This window comes from Mumia sp. ZJ430, from assembly GCF_011751845.1.
Classification (GTDB): domain Bacteria; phylum Actinomycetota; class Actinomycetes; order Propionibacteriales; family Nocardioidaceae; genus Mumia.
Genome location: NZ_JAAHFK010000004.1, coordinates 17,638 through 40,530 on the forward strand (window position 1 = coordinate 17,638; position 22,893 = coordinate 40,530).

Sequence of the window (22,893 nt, forward strand, 5' to 3'; positions counted from 1 at the left end):
GTCACCTCGGTCCGGACGGAGCGCTGACTCGGGTAACTATAGTGACCAAGTTGAGTTTGGCGAAGCATGCTGCTTCCGCTGGCCCGGCTCCGTACGCGGCGGTACGTTGCGCCCGACGCGTGTGCGCGACGTCGAGCGGAAGGCGGGGGCCGGTGGCGGACGAGACGGACACGCCCCAGATGGCGCCGCTCGCGCACTCGCGTGACTTCTGGCGTCTGCTCCGCGACGCTGTCGTCTTCGGCGTCACCCTCGCGTTCGGGGGGCTGGTGTTCCTCTTCGTCGTCGAGAACGGCGACTTCTGGAGCGACCCGACGAGCAACGGCTGGTGGGGCGGGCGGTGGTGGTGGGTCGCCGTCACCGCAGGCGCCGGGCTGGTCGTCGGCCTCATCCGTCACTTCCTGCGGATGCCGGCGCACGTCCCAGGGCTCGTCGACGAGCTGGCTGAAGAGCACGTCGAGCCGCGGAGCGTGCCCGGCACGGTCGCCGTGTCGACCGTCTCCCTCGTCGGCGGAGCCAGCCTCGGTCCGGAGGCCGCACTCGGCTCCATGGGCGGGGGACTCGGCACGCTCGTCGGCCAGCGCCGTACGGATCCGGACATGCAGAAGGCCACGATGCTCACCGGGACAGCGGCCTCGTACGGAGGGTTGCTCGCCTCGCCGATCGTGGCGACGCTGCTCGTGCTCGAGCTGGCCAAGCCGCACCGGCGTCGCTTCACGCACGTGGTGTTCGGGTCGCTGGTGTCGGCGACGGTCGCGTTCGCGATCTTCTACCCGATCGCGGGGACGACGTTCCTCGGCATCTACGAGGTCCCCTCCTACACGTTCGAGGACTGGCACATCCTCGCGGGCGTGGGCCTCGGGCTCGCTGCCGCGGCCGGCGCGCTCGTGCTCGCCGTCATCACGGGGGTGGTGCGCCGGCTCGTCGCTCCGCTCACGACGAAGACGGTCGTACGGCCGGTGGTCGGGGGAGTGGTGTTCGGCCTCGTCGCTGTCGCGCTCCCGCTGACGCTGTTCACCGGGAGCGACCAGCTCGAGACCGTGGTCGGGTCCGGGTCGAGCCTCGGTGCCGGGTTCCTGCTCGTGATCGTGCTGGCGAAGATGGTCACGTTCGCGGTCTGTACGGAGTCCGGCTTCATCGGTGGTCCGTTCTTCCCGATGCTGTTCATCGGCGGGACGTACGGCTATGCGATCCACCTGCTCGTGCCGGACATCCCGGTCGCGCTCGCGTTCAGCTGCGTCTTCGCCGCGCTGCCCGGGGCGATCGTCGCCGCGCCGTTCTCGCTCGTCCTGATGGCGGCGCTCATGATGGACCTCGGGGCGCTGGAGACGGTGCCGATCGCCGTCGCCGTCCTCACCGCGTACATCGCGGTGACGGGGTCGGGGGTGCTGGTCGCGATGGCGAGCCGCCGGCGGAAGGCGCCGGCGTGAGGGGCAGGGTTGGGCCTGCGGGAGGCGTCCTGTACTGTCTTACCTACCGACGCGGGGTGGAGCAGTTCGGTAGCTCGCTGGGCTCATAACCCAGAGGTCGCAGGTTCAAATCCTGCCCCCGCTACAAAGACTCAGGCCCGCAGATCAGTTGATCTGCGGGCCTGAGTGCGTGTGGCCGCGCGTCGACCCGCAGCCGGGCGGCGTCCTTGCGGGTGGAAGGCCGAACTGGGTCGCGTATCGGCGAGGGATCGGACGTGGGCAAGGTGATCGCGTTCCTCCTCTCCGAGGGCAGCGGCTGGATCACGGCCCAGGACATCGAGGCGTCAGGTGGCTTCGACCTCTGAGACCGCGAAGTCTCCTAGAGCGTCGCGCCGATGATCGAGGCGTACGCTGCCTCGCCCGCGGCATTCGGGTGAAGAGGAGATGCGGGGCTGGTGGGAACAAGTCCCTCGACCCATCGCGTGGCGGGTGCCTGGCACGCATCGTGCCCGACGCTCGGCGTCTCGACGTCGACATATTCCGCGTCGTTGGCCGCCGCTACCGCGGCGATCGTGACGTTGAGCTGGTGAACCTTTTCTTGCAGATAGTTCGCGTCCTTCGGCAACCACGGCTGCTTCGGCCAGCATCCGTTGCGTTTGATGTAGTACCCGTAGCCGGTGACGAGGACCCGCGCCTGCGGAGACAGCGCGTGAATGCGCTGGAGGGACGCGGCGAGATCAGGCGCGAAATCATTGATCCGGTTGGCGATCTTGTCGACACCGCCAGCGGTGAGCGCGTTCATGCACGGGGTGGCGAAGTAGTTGAGCCGGATGCAGTCCTGGGCGACGCCGACGAGGCCGGCGTCATTGCCGCCGATCGTGAGTGTGACGAGGGTGGTATCAGGCTTCAGAGCATCGAGCTGAGCGGGTGCGGTGCCGGCGTCAACGCCAGCGAGCGACAGTTTCATGGGAGAGAACAGGTCGCCCGTGTCGGCGCCGCTGCACGTCACGTCGGTGAAGGACGTGGCCTTGACCTGCGCGGCGAGCAGGCGCGCGTAGTTGCGGGTCGAGCGGCCGCACGCGATCGGCCCGGTGAACGGAAGGATCAGTGGTCCAGAGGCCATCGAGTCACCGAGGGCTACGTATTTGACGGGTTCGTCGGCGGTCGCCGGCGACGCCACAACCAGTCCCGCGAATGCCGAAATGCACGCCGTCGCGAGCGCGACGACGGCGGTCCGGCGACGGGAATTGATGAAGCGAAGTCTCATGCTGACACCTCGAAGTTCTCGGCGAATAGTTCGGGTGAGGAATATGCTGCCGAGGTGGTAACAGCGAGTTCATCATCATGTGACTTAGATTTATTAGGCGCGCTTTGTGACGAGCAACAAGGGGGAAACGGCGGATCCGTTGCGGATCGCCGGTGAGCCGATCGCGTCTCGACTGCGCATCGGCGCGCCTGAGCTTGCCCGAAATGTCGTCGCGCAGATGCTCGCGGAGATCCCCGCCTATTCCGATCTCCCCTTCGAGGAGCTCACCCACGACATCGTCGACATCGTCGAGCGCTGCCTGCGTATGACCGCAGACGTCGTCGAGCGTCGGTGCCCGGCGAGCAGTGGTGAGTTCGAGCCGCTGCGTGAGTCCGCGGCACATCGCGCGGATGAGGGCGTGCCCCTCGACTCGATCCTTTCCGCCTATCAGCTTGGACTGGCGATGTGCTGGGAGCGGATATCCACCGACGCCAGCCCTGATGATCTCGCCGATATGCGAGAGGCGTTGGGGCACATTCTGGACGTTCATCGCAAGATGGTGGTGGCTGTCACGAGTGCCTACATGGAGGCACGTCGGCTTGTCGACGGTGAGGAGCGCGAGGGTCGGCACGCGGCGATGAGTGCCTTGCTGGCCGGCGAAGCCGACGCGTCGACGGGGCTCACGCCGGCACCTGAATACGTCGCCATGGTGCTTGCTATCGCGCCCCACCCCGATGAGCAGGCGCCGGGTGCCAGCGCGGGGATCGCTGCGCGGCGCAAGCTTCGTCGTGTGCGCGAGCTGCTGGATCGTGTCGGTGCGGAGCAGGCTCTCGTACGTCTTGACTCGACTGGGGGCACGGTGCTGTTCCCCACGGAGGGCCCCGCCGACTGGGACGACTTGCGCAAGGTCGTCGCCGGTGCCGCCGAGTCAGCGGGCGTCGATGTCACGGCTGCGGCAAGCGTGGTGAAGCCCTCGCAGATCCCGAGCGCCGTCGCGCAGGACCGCGAGATCATCGACCTCGTACGCCGTACCGGTCGGCCGCCTGGTCTCTATCAGCTCGCCGACGTGCTGCTCGACTATCAGCTGAGTCGGGCGACGGCGGCGCTGCCGGGCCTCGCGATGCTTCTCGAACCGTTGGAGGCGCGGCCGGAGCTGCTCAACACGCTCGAGCTCTATCTGCAGCTAGGGCTTGATCGGAGGGCGACGGCGTCGGCGTTGCACGTGCATCCGAACACGGTCGACTACCGGATCCGCCGCATCGACACGCTCACCGGCCTGTCGCCGATCCGGCACCAGGATCTGCCAGGGCTGCGGGCGGCGCTGATCGCCCGCGCCCACCGGGCCGACGGCGCCAGTGGTTGAGGAACTCGGGCGCGTGGTCGTCGTGGAACAGATCCTTATCCGCAACCTTCCCGCAGGGGTGAGCGCGTCACCGAACGGCCGTCGCCCAGGCGGCGGAAATGACCGTCGTCTCACGCAACACGCGGCACTTCGCGGCCCTCGGCGTCCCCTGCATCAACCCGTGGCGGCCGGGAGGGATGTGACCGCACAGGCCAACCCGCGTGCGGGGTCGGAGATGGCGTCCGCTAGGCTCGTGTCACCGACGCGGGGTGGAGCAGCTCGGTAGCTCGCTGGGCTCATAACCCAGAGGTCACAGGTTCAAATCCTGTCCCCGCTACAAAGAAAGACAGGGCCCGATCTGCGGAAGCGCAGATCGGGCCCTGATGCTTTCTCGCGCTCCGTTCGCGGCCCTAGTGTGGTGTCTCGTGACCGACGCCCAGAAGCCCGTCGCGGGTGACGCCGCCGCGCGTGGGTCGCGTCGCAAGGAGCGCACCCGCGTGCTCCTGCTCGACGCGGCAGAGCTCCTGCTGTCGCAGCGGGCGCCGGAGGAGATCCGGGTCGAGGACGTCGCTGCTCAGGCCGGGGTCTCGGCCGCCTCGGTGTACGTGCACTTCGGGACCAAGGACGCGCTCTTGGCAGCCGTCACCGAGCGGGTCCTGGCCGTGGCCACGGACGCGCTCCGATCGGCGTACACGGCGGAGGTGCCCCCGCTCGAGCGTTTCGCCGGTGTCGGCACCGCCTACATGCAGTTGCTCCTCGAACACCCCGCGGTGGTGAAGTACCTGACCGTGACCGGTGAACGCGGTCCTCGCACGCCTGTCGAGGCCGAGGTCGTCGCGCGGTTCAGCCAGCTCCGGCGCGAGTTCGAGGAGAGCATCCGCGATGCCGTGGAGGCGAGCGCGATCCGCCGGGTCGATCCGGAGCTCATGTCGTACGTCCTGTTCGGCGCCTGGAACGGGATCGCCGCGCTGGCGCTGCGGCGCGATGACCTGATGCTGTCGCCCGAGCGCATCGAGCGGGCAGTGAGCGAGGCCGGGGTGGCACTTCTCGATGGTCTGATTAACTAGAGTCCGCCTCTAGGTTCCCTCGGAAAGCGGTCCACCATGACGCAGACAGCGACGTCCCTGCCCCTCGGCCGCGAAGCCGGCGACGAGACCTGGGACGCCGTGGTGGTGGGCGCCGGTCCGGGTGGCCTCACGTGTGCGGCGTACCTCGCAGCCAACGGCAAGCGGGTGCTCGTGCTCGAGGCCAACCAGGTCGTCGGTGGCAGCACCCAGGTCTTCCGCCGCGCGGGCAACAAGTTCGAGTTCGACGTCGGCACGCACTACGTCGGCGAGTGCGGTCCCGGCGGTCGGATGCAGACCGCGCTCTCCGGGCTGGCGCTCACCGAGCGCATCAACTGGCTGCGACAGCGCCCGGAGGGCCACTGCCAGGTGATGATCCCTGGCACCACGTTCCAGACGCCGACCGGCTGGGACACGTACCTCGACCGCCTGATCGCGGCCTTCCCCGAGGAGGAGGCGGGCCTTCGTCGCTGCGTCACGATCATGCGCACCATCGCCACCCGCGAGCGGCCGCGCCGCCGCCCGTTCGCGCTGCTGCGCTGGGGCGTACGACCCATCACGACGCTGATGGCCGCGTGCGGTCTGAGCCCCGACGCGCAGGCGGTGGTCCTCGCGGAGAACGGCGACTACACGTGGCCCCCGCACCGGACGCCCACGGCGATGCACGCGGGCTTCCTCCATCACTACCTCCAGGCCGGTGCCTACTACCCGCGGGGCGGCGGCCAGGTCATCGGCGCCCACCTCACCGACGTCGTCCAGACGCACGGGGGTCAGGTCCGAACCAAGGCCAGGGTCGACAAGATCCTGATCGAGGACGGGCGCGCCGTCGGTGTCCGCCTTCGCGACGGCGAGGAGATCCGCGCCGAGGCCGTGGTCTCCGCGGCCGACTTCAAGAAGACGTGGGCGGAGCTGGTCGGGGACGAGCACCTGACCCGACGGCTGCGGCGCAGGCTGGGGAGCCTGGAGATGACGCTGCCGATGTTCGCGGTGTACGTCGCCCTCGACGTCGACCTGCGCGAGCGGGACACCCCGCCGCTGGCCTGGGTGTGGCCCACCAACGACATCGACGGCTACTACCGCGAGGTCGCCGCGGGGCGCTGCCCCGAGCGCATGCCCGTGGGAATCAGCTGCCCCACCGCCAAGGATCCTGAGGGGACGCACTCGGCGCCCGCGGGCTACTCGACGCTCGAGCTCGTGAGCTGGGCGCCCAAGGACTACGCGTTCTGGAACGTCGAGACAGGGCCTGCGGACGGCGGGCGCTACGGCCGCGACGAGCGCTACCTCGAGCTCAAGGAGGAGCTCACCCAGCGTGTGCTCGACACCGCCGAGCTGATGATCCCGGACATCCGGGAGCGGATGGTCTTCTGCGAGGCGTCCACCCCGATCACCCAGGAGCGCTTCACCCTCACCACCGACGGCTCCTGCTACGGCATCGCCCCGCTCCTGAAGAACCTGGGACCGTTCCGGCCGCGCGTGACGACGCACATCCCGGGGCTGTTCCTCGCGGGGGGAAGCACGGAGCACATGTTCGGCATCAATGCCACGATCTACGGCGGCATGGGCACGGCCGGCGCCGTGCTCGGCCGCGACCTCGTCCAGGAGGTGCGCGAGGGCGCCGTCTTCGTGGACGAGGCACGCCTGACGGAGATCACGGACGACTTCGACCCGCTCCTCGCGTCGAAGCCCGGGTCCGGCATCCGTCGACCGGTGCGCCGCCGCCCCCGGGCAGCTGCCCCGACGAGCGGCTGAGGGGATCGGTTGCAGCGGTGACGTAGGATCCGCCGGGTGCACGATCAGCCCGGCATCGCCCCCGACGACCTCGCGACCACTCTCAAGGTCCTCCGACAGCTCTCCGACCTCCACCCCGACCACCCGGATCTCCGGACGGTCAAGCGGGAGGCGTCGTTCATGTACAAGCTGATCAAGAAGGCGCGTCGCGACGAGATCCGCCGGGAGCGGCAGCGACACGACCAGGACGTCATCGAGAAGACGGCCACCGGCTCGCCGATGCGGATCGACGACGAGACGGCCGGCATCCCGCTGGTCTCGCATGCGCCGGGCGCCTTCGCCGGCGAGCTCATCACCGCTCGCGGGTGCTACATCTGCAAAGAGGACTTCACCCTCGTCGACGCCTTCTACCACTGGCTCTGCCCGCGGTGCGCGGCGATGTCGCACGCCAAGCGCGACCAGCGGACCGACCTCACCGGCAAGCGCGCGCTGCTCACCGGCGGTCGGGCGAAGATCGGCATGTACATCGCGCTGCGCCTGCTCCGCGACGGCGCGCACACCACCATCACCACCCGGTTCCCCAAGGACGCGGTGCGCCGGTTCGCCGCGATGGAGGACTCGTCCGAGTGGCTGCACCGGCTCAAGGTCGTCGGCATCGACCTGCGTGACCCCGCCCAGGTGATCAGCCTGGCCGACGACGTCGCCGCCGCAGGCCCTCTGGACATCCTGATCAACAACGCCTGCCAGACGGTGCGGCGGACGCCGGGCGCCTACTCGCGTCTGGTCGAGATGGAGGACGCCCCTCTGCCGCCGCACATCGCGCTGCCCGAGATGGTCTCCTTCGACGGCATGTCCGAGGCTCACCCTGCCGCGATCGCCGGCGCACTCTCGACCACGGCCGTCGCTCACCATGAGGGCGAGTCGCTCGAGGTCGCCGAGGCCGCGCACACTGCCGCCTCGATCACCGCACTGGCGCTCCAGGCCGGCTCGGCATCCCTGGCCGCGCACCTCGACGGCACCGCCGTGGATGCCGGCGGGCTGCTCCCGGACCTGCAGACCACGAACTCCTGGACCCAGGTCGTCGACCAGGTCGATCCGCTGGAGCTGCTCGAGGTTCAGCTCTGCAACTCGATCGCGCCGTTCCTGCTCGTCTCCCGGCTTCGCCCGGCGATGCGCGCCGCGGTCGACGCGGGTGCGCGGCGGGCGTACGTCGTCAACGTCTCGGCGATGGAGGGACAGTTCTCCCGCCGCTACAAGGGCCCGGGCCACCCGCACACCAACATGGCCAAAGCGGCGCTCAACATGATGACCCGCACCAGCGCGGGCGAGATGTTCGAGACCGACAAGATCCTGATGACCGCCGTCGACACCGGCTGGATCACCGACGAGCGGCCTCACCAGGAGAAGCTGCGGATCGCCGCGGAGGGGTGGCACGCTCCGCTCGACCTGGTCGACGGCGCCGCCCGGGTCTACGACCCGATCGTGCTCGGTGAGCGCGGGGAAGACCTCTACGGCTGCTTCGTGAAGGACTACGAGCCGTCGCCTTGGTGACCGCGGCCCTTTCCGAGCGCTCGCAGTCGGTCGCGCAGGTGGCGCTGCTCGGCGACGTTGACGGTCGCGGCGATCGCGCGACGGTACGAGGTGGCCGCCTCGTCCGTACGGCCAGCGCGCTCGAGCAGGTGGGCGCGGACGGCGTCGACGCGCGCGAGCCGGGGATGGTGAGCCTCGAGGCCGTCCAGGTCACAGAGCGCCGCCTCGGGCCCTCGCACCATGCTCGCTGCCACGATCCGGTTCAGCGTGATCGTCGGGTTGCGGCCGCCGGTGGTGTGCTCGAGCACCGTGTAGAGCGCGTGGATCTCGTCCCAGTCGGTCGCATCCGTGTCGGGTGCGTGGGCGTGGACACCGGCGATGCACGCCTGGAGGAGGTACGGGCCGGGGTCGGCGCCGGGGACGACCGCGTCGAGCAGGGCGAGTCCCTCGTCGACTGCCGACCGGTCCCACCGGCTGCGGTCCTGCTCGTCGAGCGGGACGAGCTGCCCCTGTGCGCCGACCCGCGCGGGATGGCGCGCCTCGGTCAGCAGCGTGAGCGCGAGCAGCCCGGCGACCTCGGTGGAGTCGGGAGCCGCCTCGCGCAGCAGACGTGCGAGGTGGATCGCCTCGCCGGCGAGGTCGGTGTCGTGGGCCGGCGCACCGCTCGTCGTGTGGTGGGCCTCGGTGAACATCACGTACAGGACGTCCAGAACCGGAGCCAGGCGCTCGGCCACGTCGCCCGGACGGGTGAACCCGCTGCCGACCTCGGCGAGCCGGCGCTTCGCGCGGGTGATCCGCTGGGCGATCGTCGCCTCGGGCAGCTGATAGGCGTTGGCGATCTGCGCCGTCGACAGTCCCGCCACCGCCCGTAGCGTCAGCGCGACCTGGGCCGAGCGCGCGAGCGCGGGATGGCAGCACAGCTGGAGCAGCAGGAGCGCGTCGTCGCTCTGCACGCCCTCGTGGCTCAGCGGCGCGTCTAGGAGCGCGACGCGACCCTCGCGGTCACGGCGCCGCCGGTCGCTGCGTACCCGGTCGACGTACCGGCGACGGGCGGTCACCGTCAGCCAGCCCTGCGGGTCGTCCGGCGGGGCCTTCGTCCAGTGGACGTGTGCCTCGAGCAGCGCGTCCTGCACGGCGTCCTCGCACACCTCGAACTGGTCGCGACCGTACGTGCGCAGCAGCGTGGCGAGGGTCCGTGGTGCCAGCACGCGCCACGGGCCCTCGCCGTCGAGACCGGGTACGGTCACCCGTCGCCCAGGTCGGAGAACACGACCGGCCGGATCTCGAGAGCCAGGCCGGGGATGCGGGCGTCCGGAATGAGGGTGGCGAGCTCGATCGCGCGCGCCTCGTCCTCGACGTCGAGCAGGTAGAAGCCGCCCATGAACTCCTTGGCCTCGACGAACGGGCCGTCGGTGACCTCGGGCTGGTCCCCGTTGCTCCGTACGACCTTCGAGCGGCTCGGGTCGCCGAGCGCCTGGGTGGCGATGAACTCGCCGTTCTCCTTGGTCGTGGCCATGAACTGCGTGTGGCCGTCTCCGATCGCCTGCTGCTGCTCCTCAGTGAGGTTCTCCAGGACGGTCGGGTCGACGTGCATCAAGATCAGGTACTTCACGATTCCTCCTGCGGTGGGACCCCGGGGCGGGGTGTCGATCGGTGGTCGTCACCGTCCTCGCTGGTACGACACCACGTCGCGAGAATCTTCGCCAGATTCGGCTGGAGGTGTCGAGATCGGCGTGCCCGTGGCGACCAGGGGGCATGACCTCACCACGGCTGAGCCTGATGCTCCTCCTCCTGCCGACGGCTGTCGTCGCCGTCGACCTCAACGTCCTCTTCCTCGCCGTACCCGAGCTCACCGCCGACCTCGGCGCGTCGGCCACCCAGCAGCTCTGGATCACCGATGTGTACGGGCTGGTCGTCGGCGTGCTCGCCATCGTGGCCGGAGCGGTCGGCGACCGCGTCGGCCGGCGGCGTCTCCTGCTGATCGGCTGCGCGGGATTCCTGGTGGCCTCCGTGCTCGCCGCGTACGCGACGACCCCGGAGTCGCTCCTGCTCGCCCGTGTCCTCCAAGGAGTCGCCGGCGCCACCCTCATGCCCTCGACGCTCGCCCTGATCGGCGACGTGTTCCCCGACGACGCGGCCCGTGCGCGGGCGATCGGCACCTGGGCGACGTGCCAGTTCGCGTTCGCCTCGCTCGGTCCGGTGGTGGGCGGGGTCCTGCTCCACTGGTTCTGGTGGGGGTCGGTCTTCCTGCTCGCGGTCCCGACGTGCGCGGTGGTGCTCGTGCTCGGCCGACGGCTGCTCCCGGAGTCACGTCCGGCCGACCGGGCGCCGCGGGTCGACATGCTCAGCGCCGGTCTGCTCATGGCCGCTCTCCTGGCGCTGTTCACGGCGGTCAAGGCATGCATCCCCGGATCTGCGACGCCGGTGCCGAGCGCTGCGGTTGCGGTGGCGGTGGTGGTCGCGGCCGGAGTCGCCTTCGTACGCCGTCAGGGCCGCCTCGCCGTCCCGTTCCTCGACCTGGACCTGCTGCGCGAGCGCGTGATCGTCGTGTCCGTCACGAGCCTGACCCTCGTCGCGGTGGTTCTCGCGGGCACCGGGTTCTGGGTGACGCAGTACCTCCAGTCGGTGGTCGGCCTCTCGCCCCTGGCCGCAGCGGTGGTGTTCATGCCGATGGGACTGGGCATCGGGGCGGGGTCGTACGCCGCTCCGCTCCTCGCCCGGCGCGTCGACCCTGACGTCCTGATCCCGGCCGGTCTGGTCGTGGCAGCGCTGGGGGCGCTCCTGCAGCTGACGGTCTCGGCGGACTCCGCGCCCGGCTACGCGCCGATGGTCGTGGCGATCACGCTGACGGCCTTCGGATGCGGGCCGCTGTTCGCCTTCGGCACGCACCGCGTCGTCTCCAGCGCTCCGCCGGCCGCCGCAGGACGGGCCGCCGCGCTCGCCGAGACGAGCAACCACCTCGGCTCCTCCCTCGGCTTCGCCGCCGTCGGCAGTCTGGCGACGGCGGTGTTCGCGCTGTCGCTGCGGCCGCTGGCCTCGGGGTTCGACGTCGGTGCTGAGACGGTGACCATGGCGCAGACACGGGCGTTTGCTGAGGGATCGCCGCAACGTGATGCTGTCCTCGACGCGATCGCGGTGGCAGGGACGGAGGCGCTGCACGCCGTCGGTCTCGGCACGGCGGTCCTGCTGCTCTGCTGTGCCGCCCTCAACGTCCGGAGGCGCATGCCGCGACGTGCCTCGGCGTCACCGGTAGTGTCCCGTCCGTGACGACGACGCAGGCCCTCCTCGGGTGCTACACGACCGACGGTGCTCCCGGCCTGCGCGCGGTGCGCGTGCACGCGACCGGGGTGATCGAGCCGCTGGGCGCGCTTGCGATGGAGTCGCCGTCGTGCGTCGTCTGGCACCCGACGCTGCCGATCGCGTACGCCACGAACGAGACGCTCTCAGGAGGTGTCACGGCCGTCGCCGTCGACGTGACGGGGGAGATGACGGTCGTCGGCGTTGCCTCGACCGGTGCCGCTCCGTGCCACGCCGCCGTGACCCGTGACGGACAGTGGTTGCTCACGGCCGACTACCTCGGCGCCACGGTCACGCTCGTCGCGCTCGGGCCCGAGGGACGTCCGTCGGCGACGGTCGACACGCTCACGCTGCACGGCAAAGGGCCGCACCCCGCGCGGCAGGACGCGCCGCACCCGCACATGATCGCCGCCGACGTCGCGGGGGAGGCGTTGGTCTGCGTCGACCTCGGGACGGACCGGCTGACCTCGCTGACGATCTCCGGGGACGGGCGGCTGCAAGAGAAGGGCTCGTGGCGGCTCCCGCCGGGCACGGGGCCACGGCAGGTGGTCACCGCCCCCGATGGCGAGACGGCGCTCGTCGTCGGCGAGCTGTCGGCGACGTTGCTGCACGTACGCCTCGGCGCCTCGGGCGACGCTGTCGTGCTCGCCGAGGTGCCGACCACGGCGAGCAGTGAGACGACCTGGCCCGCGCAGATCGCGATCACCGCCGACGGTGGCCATGCCCTCGTGTCCAACCGGGGCCCCGACACGCTCGCGTTCTTCGACCTCCGGTCCGGCACGCTCGACCGGGTCGCCGAGGTCCCGGCCGGCGTCCGGTGGCCGCGCCACTTCACGCTCGCCGGCGTGCACCTCCTCGTCGCGGGAGAGCAGTCCGACACGATCGTGTCGTACGAGCTCGGCGGCGCCGACCTGATCGGCGGCTTCACGAGCCGGTTCTCGACGCCTGCCCCGACGTGGGTCGCGCTCGGACCGTCGTAGCCGCCCGCGCGCCGGGCCTCACTGCAGCGCGGCCGTGAGGCGCATGACGTTGTCGATGTACGCCGAGGTGCGTCCGCGGGTGAGCCACTCGTCGAGCGTGAGCTCCTTGGAGATGCGGCGGTACGCGTCCTCGACCGCACGCACCTTTGCCACGATGTCCGCCCCGAGCATCATCAGCGAGACCTCGTAGTTGAGCGCGAACGAGCGCATGTCCATGTTGCTCGATCCCAGGACCGCCACGTCCTCGTCGACGCTGAAGAACTTCGCGTGGAGGATCGCCGGCGCCGGGTAGAAGTAGATGCGGACACCGGCGCGCAGCAGCGCCTCGTAGTAGGAGCGCTGTGCGTGGAACACCATGAACTGGTCGCCCTGCTCGCTGACGAACAGCTCGACCTCCACGCCGCGCTGCGCCGCCGTCGTCACGGCGTACAGGAGCGATTCGTCCGGGACGAAGTAGGGGCTGGTGATCGAGAGGCGCTGCTGCGCGGAGTAGATGAGCGTCGTGAAGAGTCGCAGGTTGTTCTCGGTCGCGAAGCCGGGACCGCTCGGGATCACCTGCGCCTCGACGTCGCCGGCAGCCGGGGCGATGGTGCCGATCTCGTCCTCGAGCCGCTGGCCCGTCTCGCTGTACCAGTCGGTCGCGAAGAGGACGTTGAGAGCCGTCGCGGCCGGTCCCTCGACCCGCGCCATCAGCTCGACCCACTCGCGACCGGCCTGGTGGTTCTTGGGCTTGTTGTAGCCGGGCTCGGTGAGGTTCTGCGAGCCGGTGAACGCGACGCTGCCGTCGACGACCAGGATCTTGCGGTGGTTGCGGAGATCAGGTCGGCGCCACTGCCCCTTGAGGGGGTGGATCGGGAGCATGGCGTGCGCGTCGATCCCGGCGGCGTCGAGCCTCGCGAGGAAGTCCTGGTAGCCCGGGATCCCGCGCGAGCCGAGGTGGTCGAACAGGAACCGCACCGTCACCCCGCGCTCCTGCGCGCCCACCAGCGCCTCGAAGAACGGCGCGGTCACGTCGTCCCACGCGCAGATGTAGAACTCGACGTGGACGAAGGACTGCGCGCGTCCGATCTGCGCCGTCATCGCCGCGATGCTGTCGGCGTATCCGGGGAACAGCATCACCGCGTTGCCCGGCATCGCCGGAAGGGCGCCGAGCTTGCGGTTCAGCTCAGCGGCGGAGCGTACGTACGCGGGCCCGTCGAAGTCGTCGCCCAGCGTCGGGACCGGTGCCGTCCGCTCGACGACCTCGGCGTTCACCTCGGCCTGCTGCGCGTGGCGGCGACGCCCGAGCGAGGTCCGGCCCAGCATGAGGAAGAGGAGGAGCCCGACGAACGGGATCACCAGGATCAGCAGCAGCCACGCCATCCCACTCGACGGCCGCCGGTTGCGCGGTACGACACCGAGTGCGATCAGCTTGATCGTCAGGTCCGCGAGATACAGCGCGGTCGCAATCCATCCCGCCATGGAGCCACCCTGCACCAGCGAAGGGGCGGGCGGCGTCACACCGTGAGGGTGAGGCGGCCGCCCTCCGGGGGTAGGGCGGCCGCCGTCAGCTGGGGGCGCTATCTCACGGCGTACAGGGAGAACGTGACCTGCTCGGTCCGGCTCCCGTTCTCGTCCTCGGCCTGGATCCACAGCGAGGCCGTCTTACCGCCCTCGCCTGTGTTGTCGACGAGCGCGACCCACCGGCCGTCACGCTGGACGACGGGGACCTCGGTCCAGCTCAGGCTCTCGAGCGGACGGTCCATGCCGAGGGCGTCGACGTACGTCACCTCGTCGAACGTGACCTTCGCCGTGAACGACCCGATCGTGCCGGGGTCGTAGCCGTCCTGGCCTTGAAGGGTGACGCTGACGGGAAAGTCCGTCTCCGCCGGGGCCGTGTTGAGGGTGTCGACCGGGGCGTCGTAGCCGGGCACCGAGACCGGCAGCGCGGCGACCGCGTCGCCATCGGGGCGTGCGGTGTCGAAGGTGTACGTCGTGATCGTCCCTCGCCCGATCTCCCAGACCTGGTCGCGGCGCAGGCGTGCCTGCCAGACCTTCACGCTGAGCTCACTCGTCTCGTCGCCGATGGCGAACTGGCCGGAGGGTACGGCGCTCTCGTCCAGCAGCTCGCCGTTCTTCGAGACCTGCATCCGGCCGAGGTCGGCGAAGCCCTGGACGCCGATCCGACCGTCCGTGCTGTCCTGCCAGACCGGGAACGCGAACCCGACTAGTGAGCCCTGGCGCTCTGCGACCCGCGAGGGCGTGCCGTCCGCGTTGACGTTCATCGCCATCATGTGCGGCAGCTTGAACCACTCGGTCTCGCCCCGGGAGCCGGCCTCGTAGGTCCGAACGAGGTCGAACCAGGTCTCCGGCATGGTGCGCCAGCCGCTCCCGGACGCGAGCTGCTGCCAGGCGACCCCGGGCGTGTAGTACGCCGTACGGTCGCCCGGAGCTGCGACCGCGTCGCCGCTGGAGGCGAAGAACGGACCCGTGCCGTCACCGGGCACGACCCGCGTCCACTCCTCGGGAGCCCACTGCGCGCGCCGCTGTCCATACCAGTGCTCGGTGACGCTCGCCAGGTCGTCGTCGCTGATGACGTGGCTCTGGTCGGTGGAGACACGGCCCTCGTCGGTGAACGCGAGGTTGTAGACGTAGGCGCTGTCCTTCTCGGTCACCGCCGGGTCGTACGCCCGCAGATAGCTGCCGAACGTGAAGTCACCGTTGCGGACGCGGTCCGTCGCAGCGGCGTAGAACACCGGGTTGTTCGCCATGTGGACCGAGTTGCCGATGACCCACTGGGAGTCCCACGTGCGCTGGAAGCCCAGCGAGCCCGAGCGGATCGTCATCGGGCGGTCGCCGCTGACGGTGACGGGTTCGGCTGTCCGCGCGTCCAGGGTCACGGTGGTGTCGTTGGTCAGACGGGCCTCGGGGTCGCCGACGTACGAGTACGACCGCACACCGTCGCCGTCCGTGGTCTCGACGAACGCGTTGACCGCATAGCTGCCGGCCCGCAGCCGCAGCGTCAGGTCGGTGCCGTCGAGGTAGACCAGGCTCCGCGCGGGCTGGTGCACGTCGGTGATGTCCAGGGCACCGGACGTCGCAGGCTCGCCGTTGCGGTCGATCGTCTTGAGCGTCACGGTGACCGTCTCCGGCTCCAGCCAGACGCCCACGGCGGTGGTGACCTCCACGGCGCGGTGGCCGACCTTGCCGGTCGCCAGGATTCGCCCGCCGATCTCGCCGTACGCCCCGTCGCGCAGGGTGCCGACGTGGCCTCGTGCCGTCACGTCGACGGTCTTCGTGCCGTGCGCCGGCACCGTGATCGTGTGCGCGCCGAGCTTCAGAAGCGACTCAGGCACCGGACGGGCGTCGGCGCCGGTGAGGTCGTCGATGTCCAGCCGCAACCGGACGGGGCGGTCCGAGTCGTTGGTGTACGTGACCTGCTTCGTGACCTCCTGACCCCGGGTGTGCGGCCACGCCAGGGTGCCGAGGCTGACGCTCACGTCGCTGGTGAGGGTCGATCGGAGCGCGCCCGGCACCCAGAGCTCGCCGGTGCCCTGCTCATAGACCGTGCCCTGGTGGTCCTTCTTGACCCCGCCGACGAGAGCGGCACGGACCTGCTGTGCCGTCCAGTCGGGGTGCGCGTCGCGGACCAGTGCTGCCGCGCCAGCGACGTGCGGCGACGCCATCGACGTGCCCGACATCGTGGTGTAGGCGATGCCGCCGGGGCTGTTGCTGCCGGCGCCGGCGATCTCGACGCCCGGTGCGGCGATGTCCGGCTTGACTCGGTGCTCGCCGACCGTCGAGCCGCGGCTGGAGAACGATGCGGTCTCGCCGTCTGCGTCGACGGCCCCGACGGTGAGGACGCCCTCGGCGCACCCCGGCGACGACACGGTCTCGCGCATGCCCGCGTTGCCCGCGGCGATCACGAACAGCGTCTTGCTCTGCTCCGAGAGTGACTGTGCGGCCTGCGACATCGGGTCGGTGCAGTCGGTGGGGACAGTCGAGCCCAGGCTCATGTTGACGACGTCGGCCCCCTGCGCGACCGCCCACTCCATGCCGCCGATGATCCACGACTCCTGTCCGCCGCCCCAGCCGAGGACCTTGCCGATCAGCAGCTGCGTCTTGGGGGCCATGCCGACCTTGCTCGGGTCGGCCGAGCCGGTGCCGGCGATGGTCGAGGCGACGTGGGTGCCGTGGCCGTCGTGGTCGGTGGCGCCCTCGCCGGTGAAGTCCTCGGCGAGGACGACCTGGCCTGCGAGGTCGGGGTGCTCGGGATCGTAGCCGGTGTCGAGGACCGCGACCTTGGTGCCGGTGCCGTCGTAGCCGCCGCGCCATGCGTGCTCGGCGCCGGTCTGCGTGACTCCGGTGGCGGGATCCAGCGCGACCGCGGTGCCCTCGACCTTGGCATCCAGCCAGACCTTGTCGGCAGACGACGCCGAGCGGGCGTTACCTCCGACGAGCTGGGGGTACGCCGTGGCGAGGTTCTCCTTGTCGACCGAGACGGCTGTGGCGTCGATCGACTCCAGGTCGGCCCCGACGGTCAGCGGTGAGGCTCCACGGGGCTGGGGCAGAGGGCCCGTCACGATCAGCGGCAGGGTCTCGCTCTGCGCGTCGTCGTACCCCTGGTCGATCAGGCTCGTGACGTTGAAGAGCTCGGCATCGAGCCGGTCCGCGGCGAGCGCGCGCTGTGCCTGGGCGGGGATGACATAGAGGTCGTCGCCGACGCGGCGCGTGAAGAAGTCGTCGTCGGAGGAGACGACCGCGGAGGGCGTGCCGTCAGCGGCGCGGCTGACCAGGACACGGTCGCCGGTGATCAGCGTGACGGCGATGGGGTTGCCGTCGGCGCCGTCGGCGCCGATGAGGGGAGTGCCGGACGCGGCTGCGGTGGGGGGCGTCGTCAGCGCCACCGACGTGATCGCGAGGGCGGCGGCGAGGGTGACGCCGAGCCGCCGTGACGAAGCTGGTGCCATGGGGTCGTGCTCCGAATCTCGGTGGGGGAGGTGGAAGCACTGTCTCGGAGGTCGGAAGGCGGGGGCCAGGGCCCGCCGTGGCGGATCTCCGCCATGACCGCGGTGTGCCGGTCAGCGAGGGGTGCGGGTCACCCAACCCCGCGCGTGTGCCTCCCACCCGAGCTGCATGCGGCTGGTGACGCCGGTGAGGTTGAACAGTCCACGGATCCGGCGCTGGAGCGTCCGCAGGGAGATCTCGAGGTGCTTGGCGATGCTGTGGTCGGTGTGCCCGGCGATCATCAGCTCGAGGATCAGCTGGTCGAGCGGTTCCGGGGCGGGCTGTGTGGCGACCACCGTCTGGTCCTTCCCGGTGCCCGCGAGGCTGAGCGGCCAGGCGCGCTCCCACACCGACTCGAAGAGCGCACACAGCGCCGCGACCGTACCGCTGGCCTGAACGACCAGCGCGGCGGGGCGTGAGTCGTCGGCTGAGAGCGGCACCAACGCAGCCGCGCGGTCGGCGATCATCAGCTTCGTCGGCACCCTGTCGACCAGCCGCGTCTCCTCCTCGCGTCGGAGCGCCGCCGTGAGCTCGCGAAGAGCGTCAGCCTCGTCCAACGCGGCGCGTTCGAGGACGACTCGGTACGCCACACCGCGGGCCACGGCCTGCTCCTCGGCGTCGTTCGCGCTCGCACTGACCGCGACAGGCTTCCCTGACACCAGGGCGAGGAGCTCCTTGGACGCCCCGCGCTGGAGCTGGCGGAACCGGTGGGCCACAGCCTCGGCGCCCACCACCACCTCGACCAGGTCGTGGACGTCCGAGTGGGTGGCCTCGCTCCGGAACGTCTCGGCAAGCTGTGCGGCGGCAAGCTCGGCCTTCTCGAGCTCGTGCCGCTTCTGGGTGAGGAGAGCGCGCAGCGCCACCGCGGGTGGGGCGGCGACCCAGCAACGGCCAGACCGCGATGCGGCGCGAGACACGAGCCCTTCACGCTCCAGCGTCAGCATCAGGCGCTCGGCGCCCACGGCGTCGATCCCGAGCCGCAGCGCGAGGTCGTCGAGCTCCGCGGCTCCGAGGCTGACCAATGTCCGGTACGCCGACTCCTCGGCGTGGCCCAGTCCGATCGACGCGAGCATCCGACACCTCTTCCGTCCGGTGGCGAGCGACATTCTCGCAGCCGCGCGCGCTCGTCACGCCCGCGCGGCGATCAGCCATCCCAGATAGACCACGTACGCGAGGACGAACAGCGCGCCTTCGGGGCGGCTGATGCGGCGCCCGGTGACGAAGACGGGCACGCAGGCCAGGGCGACCACCGCCATCAGCACGAGGTCGGCGGTCAGCACCTCGTCGGGCACGGGGACGGCGCCTGGGGCGGCGAGCACGGTGACGCCGAGGATGAAGACGATGTTGTAGACGCTCGACCCGATGAGGTTGCCGAGGGCGAGGTTGCGGTCACCGCGGAAGGTCGAGAGCAACGTCGTGACGAGCTCGGGCGCCGACGTGCCGATGGCGATGACGGTGAGGCCGATGACGGCGTCGCTGACCCCGAGCGACGCCGCGGCGTCGATGGCACCGCTGACGAGAAGGTCAGCCCCGATGACGATGACCACGAGACCGATGACGAGGCTGAGCACGTCTCGCGCTGCGCTGCCGGTGGTCGCTGCGGAGCCGGCAGCGGTGTCGGCGGGGCGCTCGGCTGCGTCGGCGCGCCCCGCGCGGAGCACCCCGTACGTGTAGGCGACGCCGAGGACGATCAGGACGGTGCCTTCGACCGAGGTCAGCGTGCCGTCGCGTCCCATCACGAACACCACGAGCGCGACGGCCGTCATGACCGGCAGGTCGAACCGCAGCGTGCGTGAGGCGAGTGCGATAGGCCGGATCGCGGCGCTCAGGCCGAGGATCAGCAACAGGTTGACCAGGTTCGTGCCGATGATGTTGCCCACGGCGAGGCCGCCGCTGTCGCTTCGAGCCGCGTCGATGCCGATCGCGAGCTCCGGCATGCTCGTCCCGAGCGCGACGACGGTCAGGCCGATGGTGATCGGGGCGACCCCCAGCCGTGCAGCGAGACCGGAGCCTCCGCGTACGAGCAGCTCGGCGCCGACGACGAGAGCGGCGAGTCCGAGGACCATGACGAGCACCGTCGACATGAGGACACCATGGCAGGGTTCGGGCCCCGTGGGTGGTCAGCGGGCGCGGGTGACGCGCGCCGTACGATCCGGGGATGCAGCGATCCTCCTCCCGTCCGCTCGCAAACCTCGCCGTGTTCCTCGGCTCGCGCGACGGCAACGACCCCGCGCTCGTGGAGATGGCGTACGAGGTCGGTGCGCAGATCGCCGAGCGCGAGATCGAGCTCGTGTACGGCGGGGGTGGCAGCGGGCTCATGGGCGCGCTGTCGCGTGGCGCGCTCGACCACCGGGGGCGCGTGCACGGAGTGATCCCGTCGTTCATGGTCGAGCGTGAGTGGGGGCGCCGCGACGAGCCGGGCCTTGAGATGCAGGTCGTCGGCACGATGCACCAGCGCAAGGCGATGATGGCCGACCGTGCCGACGCGTTCCTCGTGCTGCCCGGCGGCCTGGGGACGCTCGAGGAGATGTTCGAGGTGTGGACCTGGCAGACGCTCGGGCTGCACACCAAGCCGCTCGGCCTGCTCAACCCGGGTGGTTTCTGGGACCCGCTGGTCGCGATGCTCGACCGGATCGCCGACAGCGACTTCATGAGCCGCGGCCTCGTCGACGCGCTCGTGGTCGACGACGACCTGCCTAACGTCCTCGACGGCCTCGCTGCACAGATCGTGGCAGCGCGGCGCTAGCTCAGGCGACCGACCGCCGGAACCCTGCCCGGTAGTCGCCGGGGCTGACGCCGACGTGCCGGACGAACAGTCGCGAGAACGCCGCCGGGTCGCGGTAGCCGACGTCGCGGACGACCTCCTGCCACGTCCGGTCGCTGTGCTCGAGGAGGTGCTGGGCGCGGCGCACCCGTACGCGCTGGAGGTAGGCGAGCGGCGTGCTGCCGGTGTCGGCCTTGTAGCGGCGCAGCATCGTCCGTGTGCTGGTGCCGAACGCCGCGGCGAGCGACGCGAGGTCGTACGGGTCGGCGAGCTGCCGGGTGAGCCAGCGCTCGACCTGCGCCGAGAACGCGCTGCCCGTCGACGGGAGCATCGCGCTGTCGACGTACGGCGCCTGGCTGACGCGCGCGTCGTCGACCAGGGCGACGCGTGCGGTGTGCCGAGCGACGGACGGCCCGCAGTGACGCCCGACGAGGTCGAGGACGAAGTCGTACATGGCGGTGAACCCGGCGGTGGTCGTGACACCGCCGTCGTTGACCACGAGCGCATCCGGCGTGACCGTCGTGCGGGGGAATCGCCGGGCGAGCAGGTCGGCGAACAACCATGACGTCGTCGCTCGTCGCGCGTCGAGCAGCCCCGCCTCGCCGGCGAGAAAGGCGCCGACGCAGATCGACACCACCGCGCGACCGGTCTCGGCGTGCGCGCGCATCGCCGCGACCTCCGGGCGCAGGTTTCGCAGGCGGTCGTCGAGGTCGAGCGACGGGACGAGCGCGAAGCCGGGAACGACCAGGACGTCGACCTCATGCACCGGTCGTATGCCGATCGGCACGTCGCCCGAGGCGAGGACACGCCGGCGCGGTGAGATCACGGAGGTCTCGAACGGCGCGCGGGTGCCGCCCTGCGCAGCAGACACGTGGGAAGCCATCGTGAGGAGGTCGACGACGCCGAAGACCTCTGAGGCGAAACAGTCCGGGTAGGCGAGCACACCGACCCGCAGCGCTTCCGTCATGTGGCGAGATTAGCCCGGATCGTGGCGTTCTCGCCCCTACGTGCACCGGCCCACAGCGGCGAGGATGGGGCGACACCGAGGAGAGGGAGGCACGATGACGAACGCTGAAGCGAGCACGGAGACGCTCGAGGGGTTCGTCCGCCGACGGTTTGCGGCGGAGGGCAGCGAGAAGGACGTACACGTCGCGGGGAGCGGACCCGCCGTCGTGGTGATGCCGGAGATGCCGGGGATCAGCCCGGACGTGCTGCGCTTCGCGCGGTGGGTCTGTGACGCCGGGTTCACGGTGTACGTCCCGTCGCTGTTCGGTGTCGACGGGGCGTACCCGACGGCCGAGGACGGCGCTGCGGTGATGAAGCGCGCCTGCGTGAGCGCCGAGTTTCGTGCGTTCGCCGGTGGCGGCACCAGCCCGGTCGTGACGTGGCTCCGCGCGCTGGCACGACTCGCGCACGACGAGTGCGGAGGGCCTGGGGTGGGGGCGATCGGGATGTGCTTCACCGGCAACTTCGCGCTGACGATGACGCTCGAGCCCTCCGTCATCGCCCCCGTCCTCAGCCAGCCGTCGCTCCCGCTCGACGACCCGGCCGCGCTCGAGATGTCCGCGGAGGACGCCGACGCCGTACGAGAACGCTTCGTACGCGACGACTTGCGCGCTCTTGCGTACCGTTTCGCCGACGACCGCTGGTGCACGGGACAGCGGTTCGCGGCGTACGAGAAGCTGCTGGGCGACCGGTTCGACGGCCGCGTCCTCAACGGCGATGCCGCCAATCCGGAACCGCCGCCCTTCTTCCGGGACGTCGTCGGCACGCCGCACAGCGTCGTGACCGCGCACCTGGTCGACGAGGCCGGGCACCCGACGGTGACCGCGCGGGACGAGATCCTCGCGTACCTGGCGGAGCGATTGCTGCCCGACGCCTGAGCGGCGGCGCGCTCAGCGGAGACGTCGGCGAAGCTCCTCGACGCCGTCGCCGTCGAGCGCCGCGCAGGAGTCCGGACGGCCCGCCATCGCCATCACCAGATCGAGGAGGTGGCCGCGGAGGAGCGGGCCCCTCCCGCTCCGGAACGAGGTGTCGTCGGCCTCCAGCGCCAACCCCTTCACGAGTCGTCGGCTGTTGACCGCGAAGTCCTTCGCCGCGAAGAAGCGGGCGACCTCGCCGACGGCCACAGGGTCGGGCGTGACGGGGACACCCAGCGGGCGCGCGATGTCCTGACCGTGGACGATCACCTCCCCGAGCCATGCGGCGTGGTCCTTCGTCGGTGCGGTGGTGCTCGTGGCCGCCCTGCGGAACGCCTCCAGCGTCGCCGCAGGGGTGGCGCCGCGGTAGCGGGCAAGGCGGCGATCGTTGTGCCTGCTCGCGTTGAAGCCCGCGCCCGCCATGCTGCGGATCCACGCCCAGGTCCCTGTGCTCGCGCCGGCGGTGAGGTGGGCGACGACCTGGTCGACGGTCCAGTCGGAGCAGAGGGTCCTGGCACGCCAGTCCTCGTCGCTGAGCCCCTCCAGCATGTCCACGAGCCGAACGCGCTCGGCATGGATCAGGTCCCAGAAGTGTGCGTCAGTGATGGTCATCGCACGCGAGCCTAGTGTC

The 22,893-nt window shown here is 70.6% G+C and carries 18 protein-coding genes and 2 tRNA genes; 11 read left to right on the forward strand and 9 right to left on the reverse strand.

The genetic code is table 11. The features are described 5' to 3' along the window. Positions 1-152: 152 nt before the first annotated feature. Positions 153-1,427: a chloride channel protein gene (locus tag HCT63_RS16220; RefSeq protein WP_167007303.1), complete on the forward strand. Its 1,275-nt coding sequence runs from the start codon at positions 153-155 to the stop codon at positions 1,425-1,427. A 50-nt stretch (positions 1,428-1,477) separates the two neighbouring features. Continuing rightward, a tRNA-Met gene (locus HCT63_RS16225) sits at positions 1,478-1,551 on the forward strand. Positions 1,552-1,785: 234 nt separating this feature from the next. Here the strand turns inward: HCT63_RS16225 and HCT63_RS16235 are convergent. After that, on the reverse strand, positions 1,786-2,673 hold the full coding sequence (locus HCT63_RS16235; RefSeq protein ID WP_167007306.1) for an SGNH/GDSL hydrolase family protein: 888 nt from the start codon (positions 2,671-2,673) through the stop codon (positions 1,786-1,788). A 217-nt stretch (positions 2,674-2,890) separates the two neighbouring features. Here HCT63_RS16235 and HCT63_RS16240 point away from each other — a divergent pair, with 217 nt between their 5' ends. The 5 genes from HCT63_RS16240 to HCT63_RS16265 all read left to right on the forward strand — a co-directional run bounded on the left by HCT63_RS16240 (position 2,891) and on the right by HCT63_RS16265 (position 8,337). Further along, the gene (locus HCT63_RS16240; protein ID WP_208322488.1) at positions 2,891-4,015 is read left to right on the forward strand and encodes a helix-turn-helix domain-containing protein; all 1,125 of its coding nucleotides are present in this window, start codon (positions 2,891-2,893) and stop codon (positions 4,013-4,015) included. A gap of 242 nt (positions 4,016-4,257) precedes the next feature. Next, positions 4,258-4,331: transfer RNA gene (locus tag HCT63_RS16250), tRNA-Met, on the forward strand. 88 nt (positions 4,332-4,419) lie between these two features. Beyond that, positions 4,420-5,061 (forward strand): TetR/AcrR family transcriptional regulator, encoded by a 642-nt coding sequence (locus HCT63_RS16255; protein ID WP_167007309.1) that lies wholly within the window; start codon positions 4,420-4,422, stop codon positions 5,059-5,061. Positions 5,062-5,097: 36 nt separating this feature from the next. Next, positions 5,098-6,807 (forward strand): NAD(P)/FAD-dependent oxidoreductase, encoded by a 1,710-nt coding sequence (locus HCT63_RS16260; RefSeq protein ID WP_167007312.1) that lies wholly within the window; start codon positions 5,098-5,100, stop codon positions 6,805-6,807. Between the two features lie 36 nt (positions 6,808-6,843). Continuing rightward, a complete protein-coding gene (locus HCT63_RS16265; protein WP_243843083.1) occupies positions 6,844-8,337 on the forward strand; it encodes an SDR family NAD(P)-dependent oxidoreductase in 1,494 nt (497 codons plus the stop codon). Here the strand turns inward: HCT63_RS16265 and HCT63_RS16270 are convergent. Both HCT63_RS16270 and HCT63_RS16275 read right to left on the reverse strand, forming a co-directional pair. After that, the gene (locus HCT63_RS16270; protein ID WP_167007315.1) at positions 8,316-9,563 is read right to left on the reverse strand and encodes a sigma-70 family RNA polymerase sigma factor; all 1,248 of its coding nucleotides are present in this window, start codon (positions 9,561-9,563) and stop codon (positions 8,316-8,318) included. The genes HCT63_RS16265 and HCT63_RS16270 overlap by 22 nt on opposite strands. Then, positions 9,560-9,928 carry a YciI family protein gene (locus HCT63_RS16275; RefSeq protein WP_167007318.1) on the reverse strand — a complete coding sequence of 123 codons (369 nt, stop codon included), beginning with the start codon at positions 9,926-9,928 and terminating at the stop codon, positions 9,560-9,562. The genes HCT63_RS16270 and HCT63_RS16275 overlap by 4 nt, the downstream gene beginning before the upstream one ends. A gap of 143 nt (positions 9,929-10,071) precedes the next feature. On the opposite strand from HCT63_RS16275, the gene HCT63_RS16280 reads away from it, so the two are divergent. Together HCT63_RS16280 and HCT63_RS16285 are read left to right on the forward strand one after the other, a co-directional pair. Next, positions 10,072-11,583: an MFS transporter gene (locus HCT63_RS16280; RefSeq protein ID WP_167007321.1), complete on the forward strand. Its 1,512-nt coding sequence runs from the start codon at positions 10,072-10,074 to the stop codon at positions 11,581-11,583. Continuing rightward, complete coding sequence (locus HCT63_RS16285) at positions 11,580-12,593, forward strand: beta-propeller fold lactonase family protein (RefSeq protein WP_167007324.1); 1,014 nt, start codon at positions 11,580-11,582, stop codon at positions 12,591-12,593. Before HCT63_RS16280 ends, HCT63_RS16285 begins: the two co-directional genes overlap by 4 nt. An 18-nt stretch (positions 12,594-12,611) precedes the next feature. Here HCT63_RS16285 and cls read toward each other — a convergent pair whose 3' ends face one another. From cls to HCT63_RS16305, 4 genes are all read right to left on the reverse strand, one after another. Then, positions 12,612-14,054: a cardiolipin synthase gene (gene cls / locus HCT63_RS16290; protein WP_167007327.1), complete on the reverse strand. Its 1,443-nt coding sequence runs from the start codon at positions 14,052-14,054 to the stop codon at positions 12,612-12,614. A 98-nt stretch (positions 14,055-14,152) separates the two neighbouring features. Further along, the gene (locus tag HCT63_RS16295) at positions 14,153-17,542 is read right to left on the reverse strand and encodes a S8 family serine peptidase (RefSeq protein ID WP_167007329.1); all 3,390 of its coding nucleotides are present in this window, start codon (positions 17,540-17,542) and stop codon (positions 14,153-14,155) included. Positions 17,543-17,653: 111 nt separating this feature from the next. Further along, on the reverse strand, positions 17,654-18,652 hold the full coding sequence (locus HCT63_RS16300) for a helix-turn-helix domain-containing protein (protein WP_167007332.1): 999 nt from the start codon (positions 18,650-18,652) through the stop codon (positions 17,654-17,656). Positions 18,653-18,706: 54 nt separating this feature from the next. Continuing rightward, a complete protein-coding gene (locus HCT63_RS16305) occupies positions 18,707-19,663 on the reverse strand; it encodes a calcium/sodium antiporter (RefSeq protein ID WP_167007334.1) in 957 nt (318 codons plus the stop codon). Positions 19,664-19,737: 74 nt separating this feature from the next. Between HCT63_RS16305 and HCT63_RS16310 the strand changes: the two genes are divergently transcribed. After that, entirely contained in the window at positions 19,738-20,325 is a 588-nt protein-coding gene (locus HCT63_RS16310) for a TIGR00730 family Rossman fold protein (RefSeq protein ID WP_167007337.1), read from the forward strand. A 1-nt stretch (position 20,326) separates the two neighbouring features. Here the strand turns inward: HCT63_RS16310 and HCT63_RS16315 are convergent, their stop codons facing one another. Further along, entirely contained in the window at positions 20,327-21,310 is a 984-nt protein-coding gene (locus tag HCT63_RS16315) for a helix-turn-helix domain-containing protein (RefSeq protein ID WP_167007340.1), read from the reverse strand. Between the two features lie 94 nt (positions 21,311-21,404). On the opposite strand from HCT63_RS16315, the gene HCT63_RS16320 reads away from it, so the two are divergent. Next, positions 21,405-22,226, forward strand: a complete 822-nt coding sequence (locus HCT63_RS16320; protein ID WP_167007344.1) for a dienelactone hydrolase family protein — start codon at positions 21,405-21,407, stop codon at positions 22,224-22,226. 12 nt (positions 22,227-22,238) lie between these two features. On the opposite strand, the gene HCT63_RS16325 is transcribed toward HCT63_RS16320, so the two are convergent. Next, positions 22,239-22,874 (reverse strand): maleylpyruvate isomerase family mycothiol-dependent enzyme, encoded by a 636-nt coding sequence (locus HCT63_RS16325; RefSeq protein ID WP_167007347.1) that lies wholly within the window; start codon positions 22,872-22,874, stop codon positions 22,239-22,241. Between the last annotated feature and the right edge of the window lie 19 nt (positions 22,875-22,893).

Coding starts and splice junctions, on each gene's coding strand:
- HCT63_RS16295 (WP_167007329.1), bottom strand. CDS start 17,542: ATGGCACCAGCTTCGTCACGGCGGCTCGGCGTCACCCTCGCCGCCGCC.
- HCT63_RS16325 (WP_167007347.1), bottom strand. CDS start 22,874: ATGACCATCACTGACGCACACTTCTGGGACCTGATCCATGCCGAGCGC.
- HCT63_RS16260 (WP_167007312.1), top strand. CDS start 5,098: ATGACGCAGACAGCGACGTCCCTGCCCCTCGGCCGCGAAGCCGGCGAC.
- HCT63_RS16300 (WP_167007332.1), bottom strand. CDS start 18,652: ATGCTCGCGTCGATCGGACTGGGCCACGCCGAGGAGTCGGCGTACCGG.
- HCT63_RS16310 (WP_167007337.1), top strand. CDS start 19,738: ATGCAGCGATCCTCCTCCCGTCCGCTCGCAAACCTCGCCGTGTTCCTC.
- HCT63_RS16240 (WP_208322488.1), top strand. CDS start 2,891: ATGCTCGCGGAGATCCCCGCCTATTCCGATCTCCCCTTCGAGGAGCTC.
- HCT63_RS16320 (WP_167007344.1), top strand. CDS start 21,405: ATGACGAACGCTGAAGCGAGCACGGAGACGCTCGAGGGGTTCGTCCGC.
- HCT63_RS16305 (WP_167007334.1), bottom strand. CDS start 19,663: ATGTCGACGGTGCTCGTCATGGTCCTCGGACTCGCCGCTCTCGTCGTC.
- HCT63_RS16315 (WP_167007340.1), bottom strand. CDS start 21,310: ATGACGGAAGCGCTGCGGGTCGGTGTGCTCGCCTACCCGGACTGTTTC.
- HCT63_RS16235 (WP_167007306.1), bottom strand. CDS start 2,673: ATGAGACTTCGCTTCATCAATTCCCGTCGCCGGACCGCCGTCGTCGCG.
- cls (WP_167007327.1), bottom strand. CDS start 14,054: ATGGCGGGATGGATTGCGACCGCGCTGTATCTCGCGGACCTGACGATC.
- HCT63_RS16280 (WP_167007321.1), top strand. CDS start 10,072: ATGACCTCACCACGGCTGAGCCTGATGCTCCTCCTCCTGCCGACGGCT.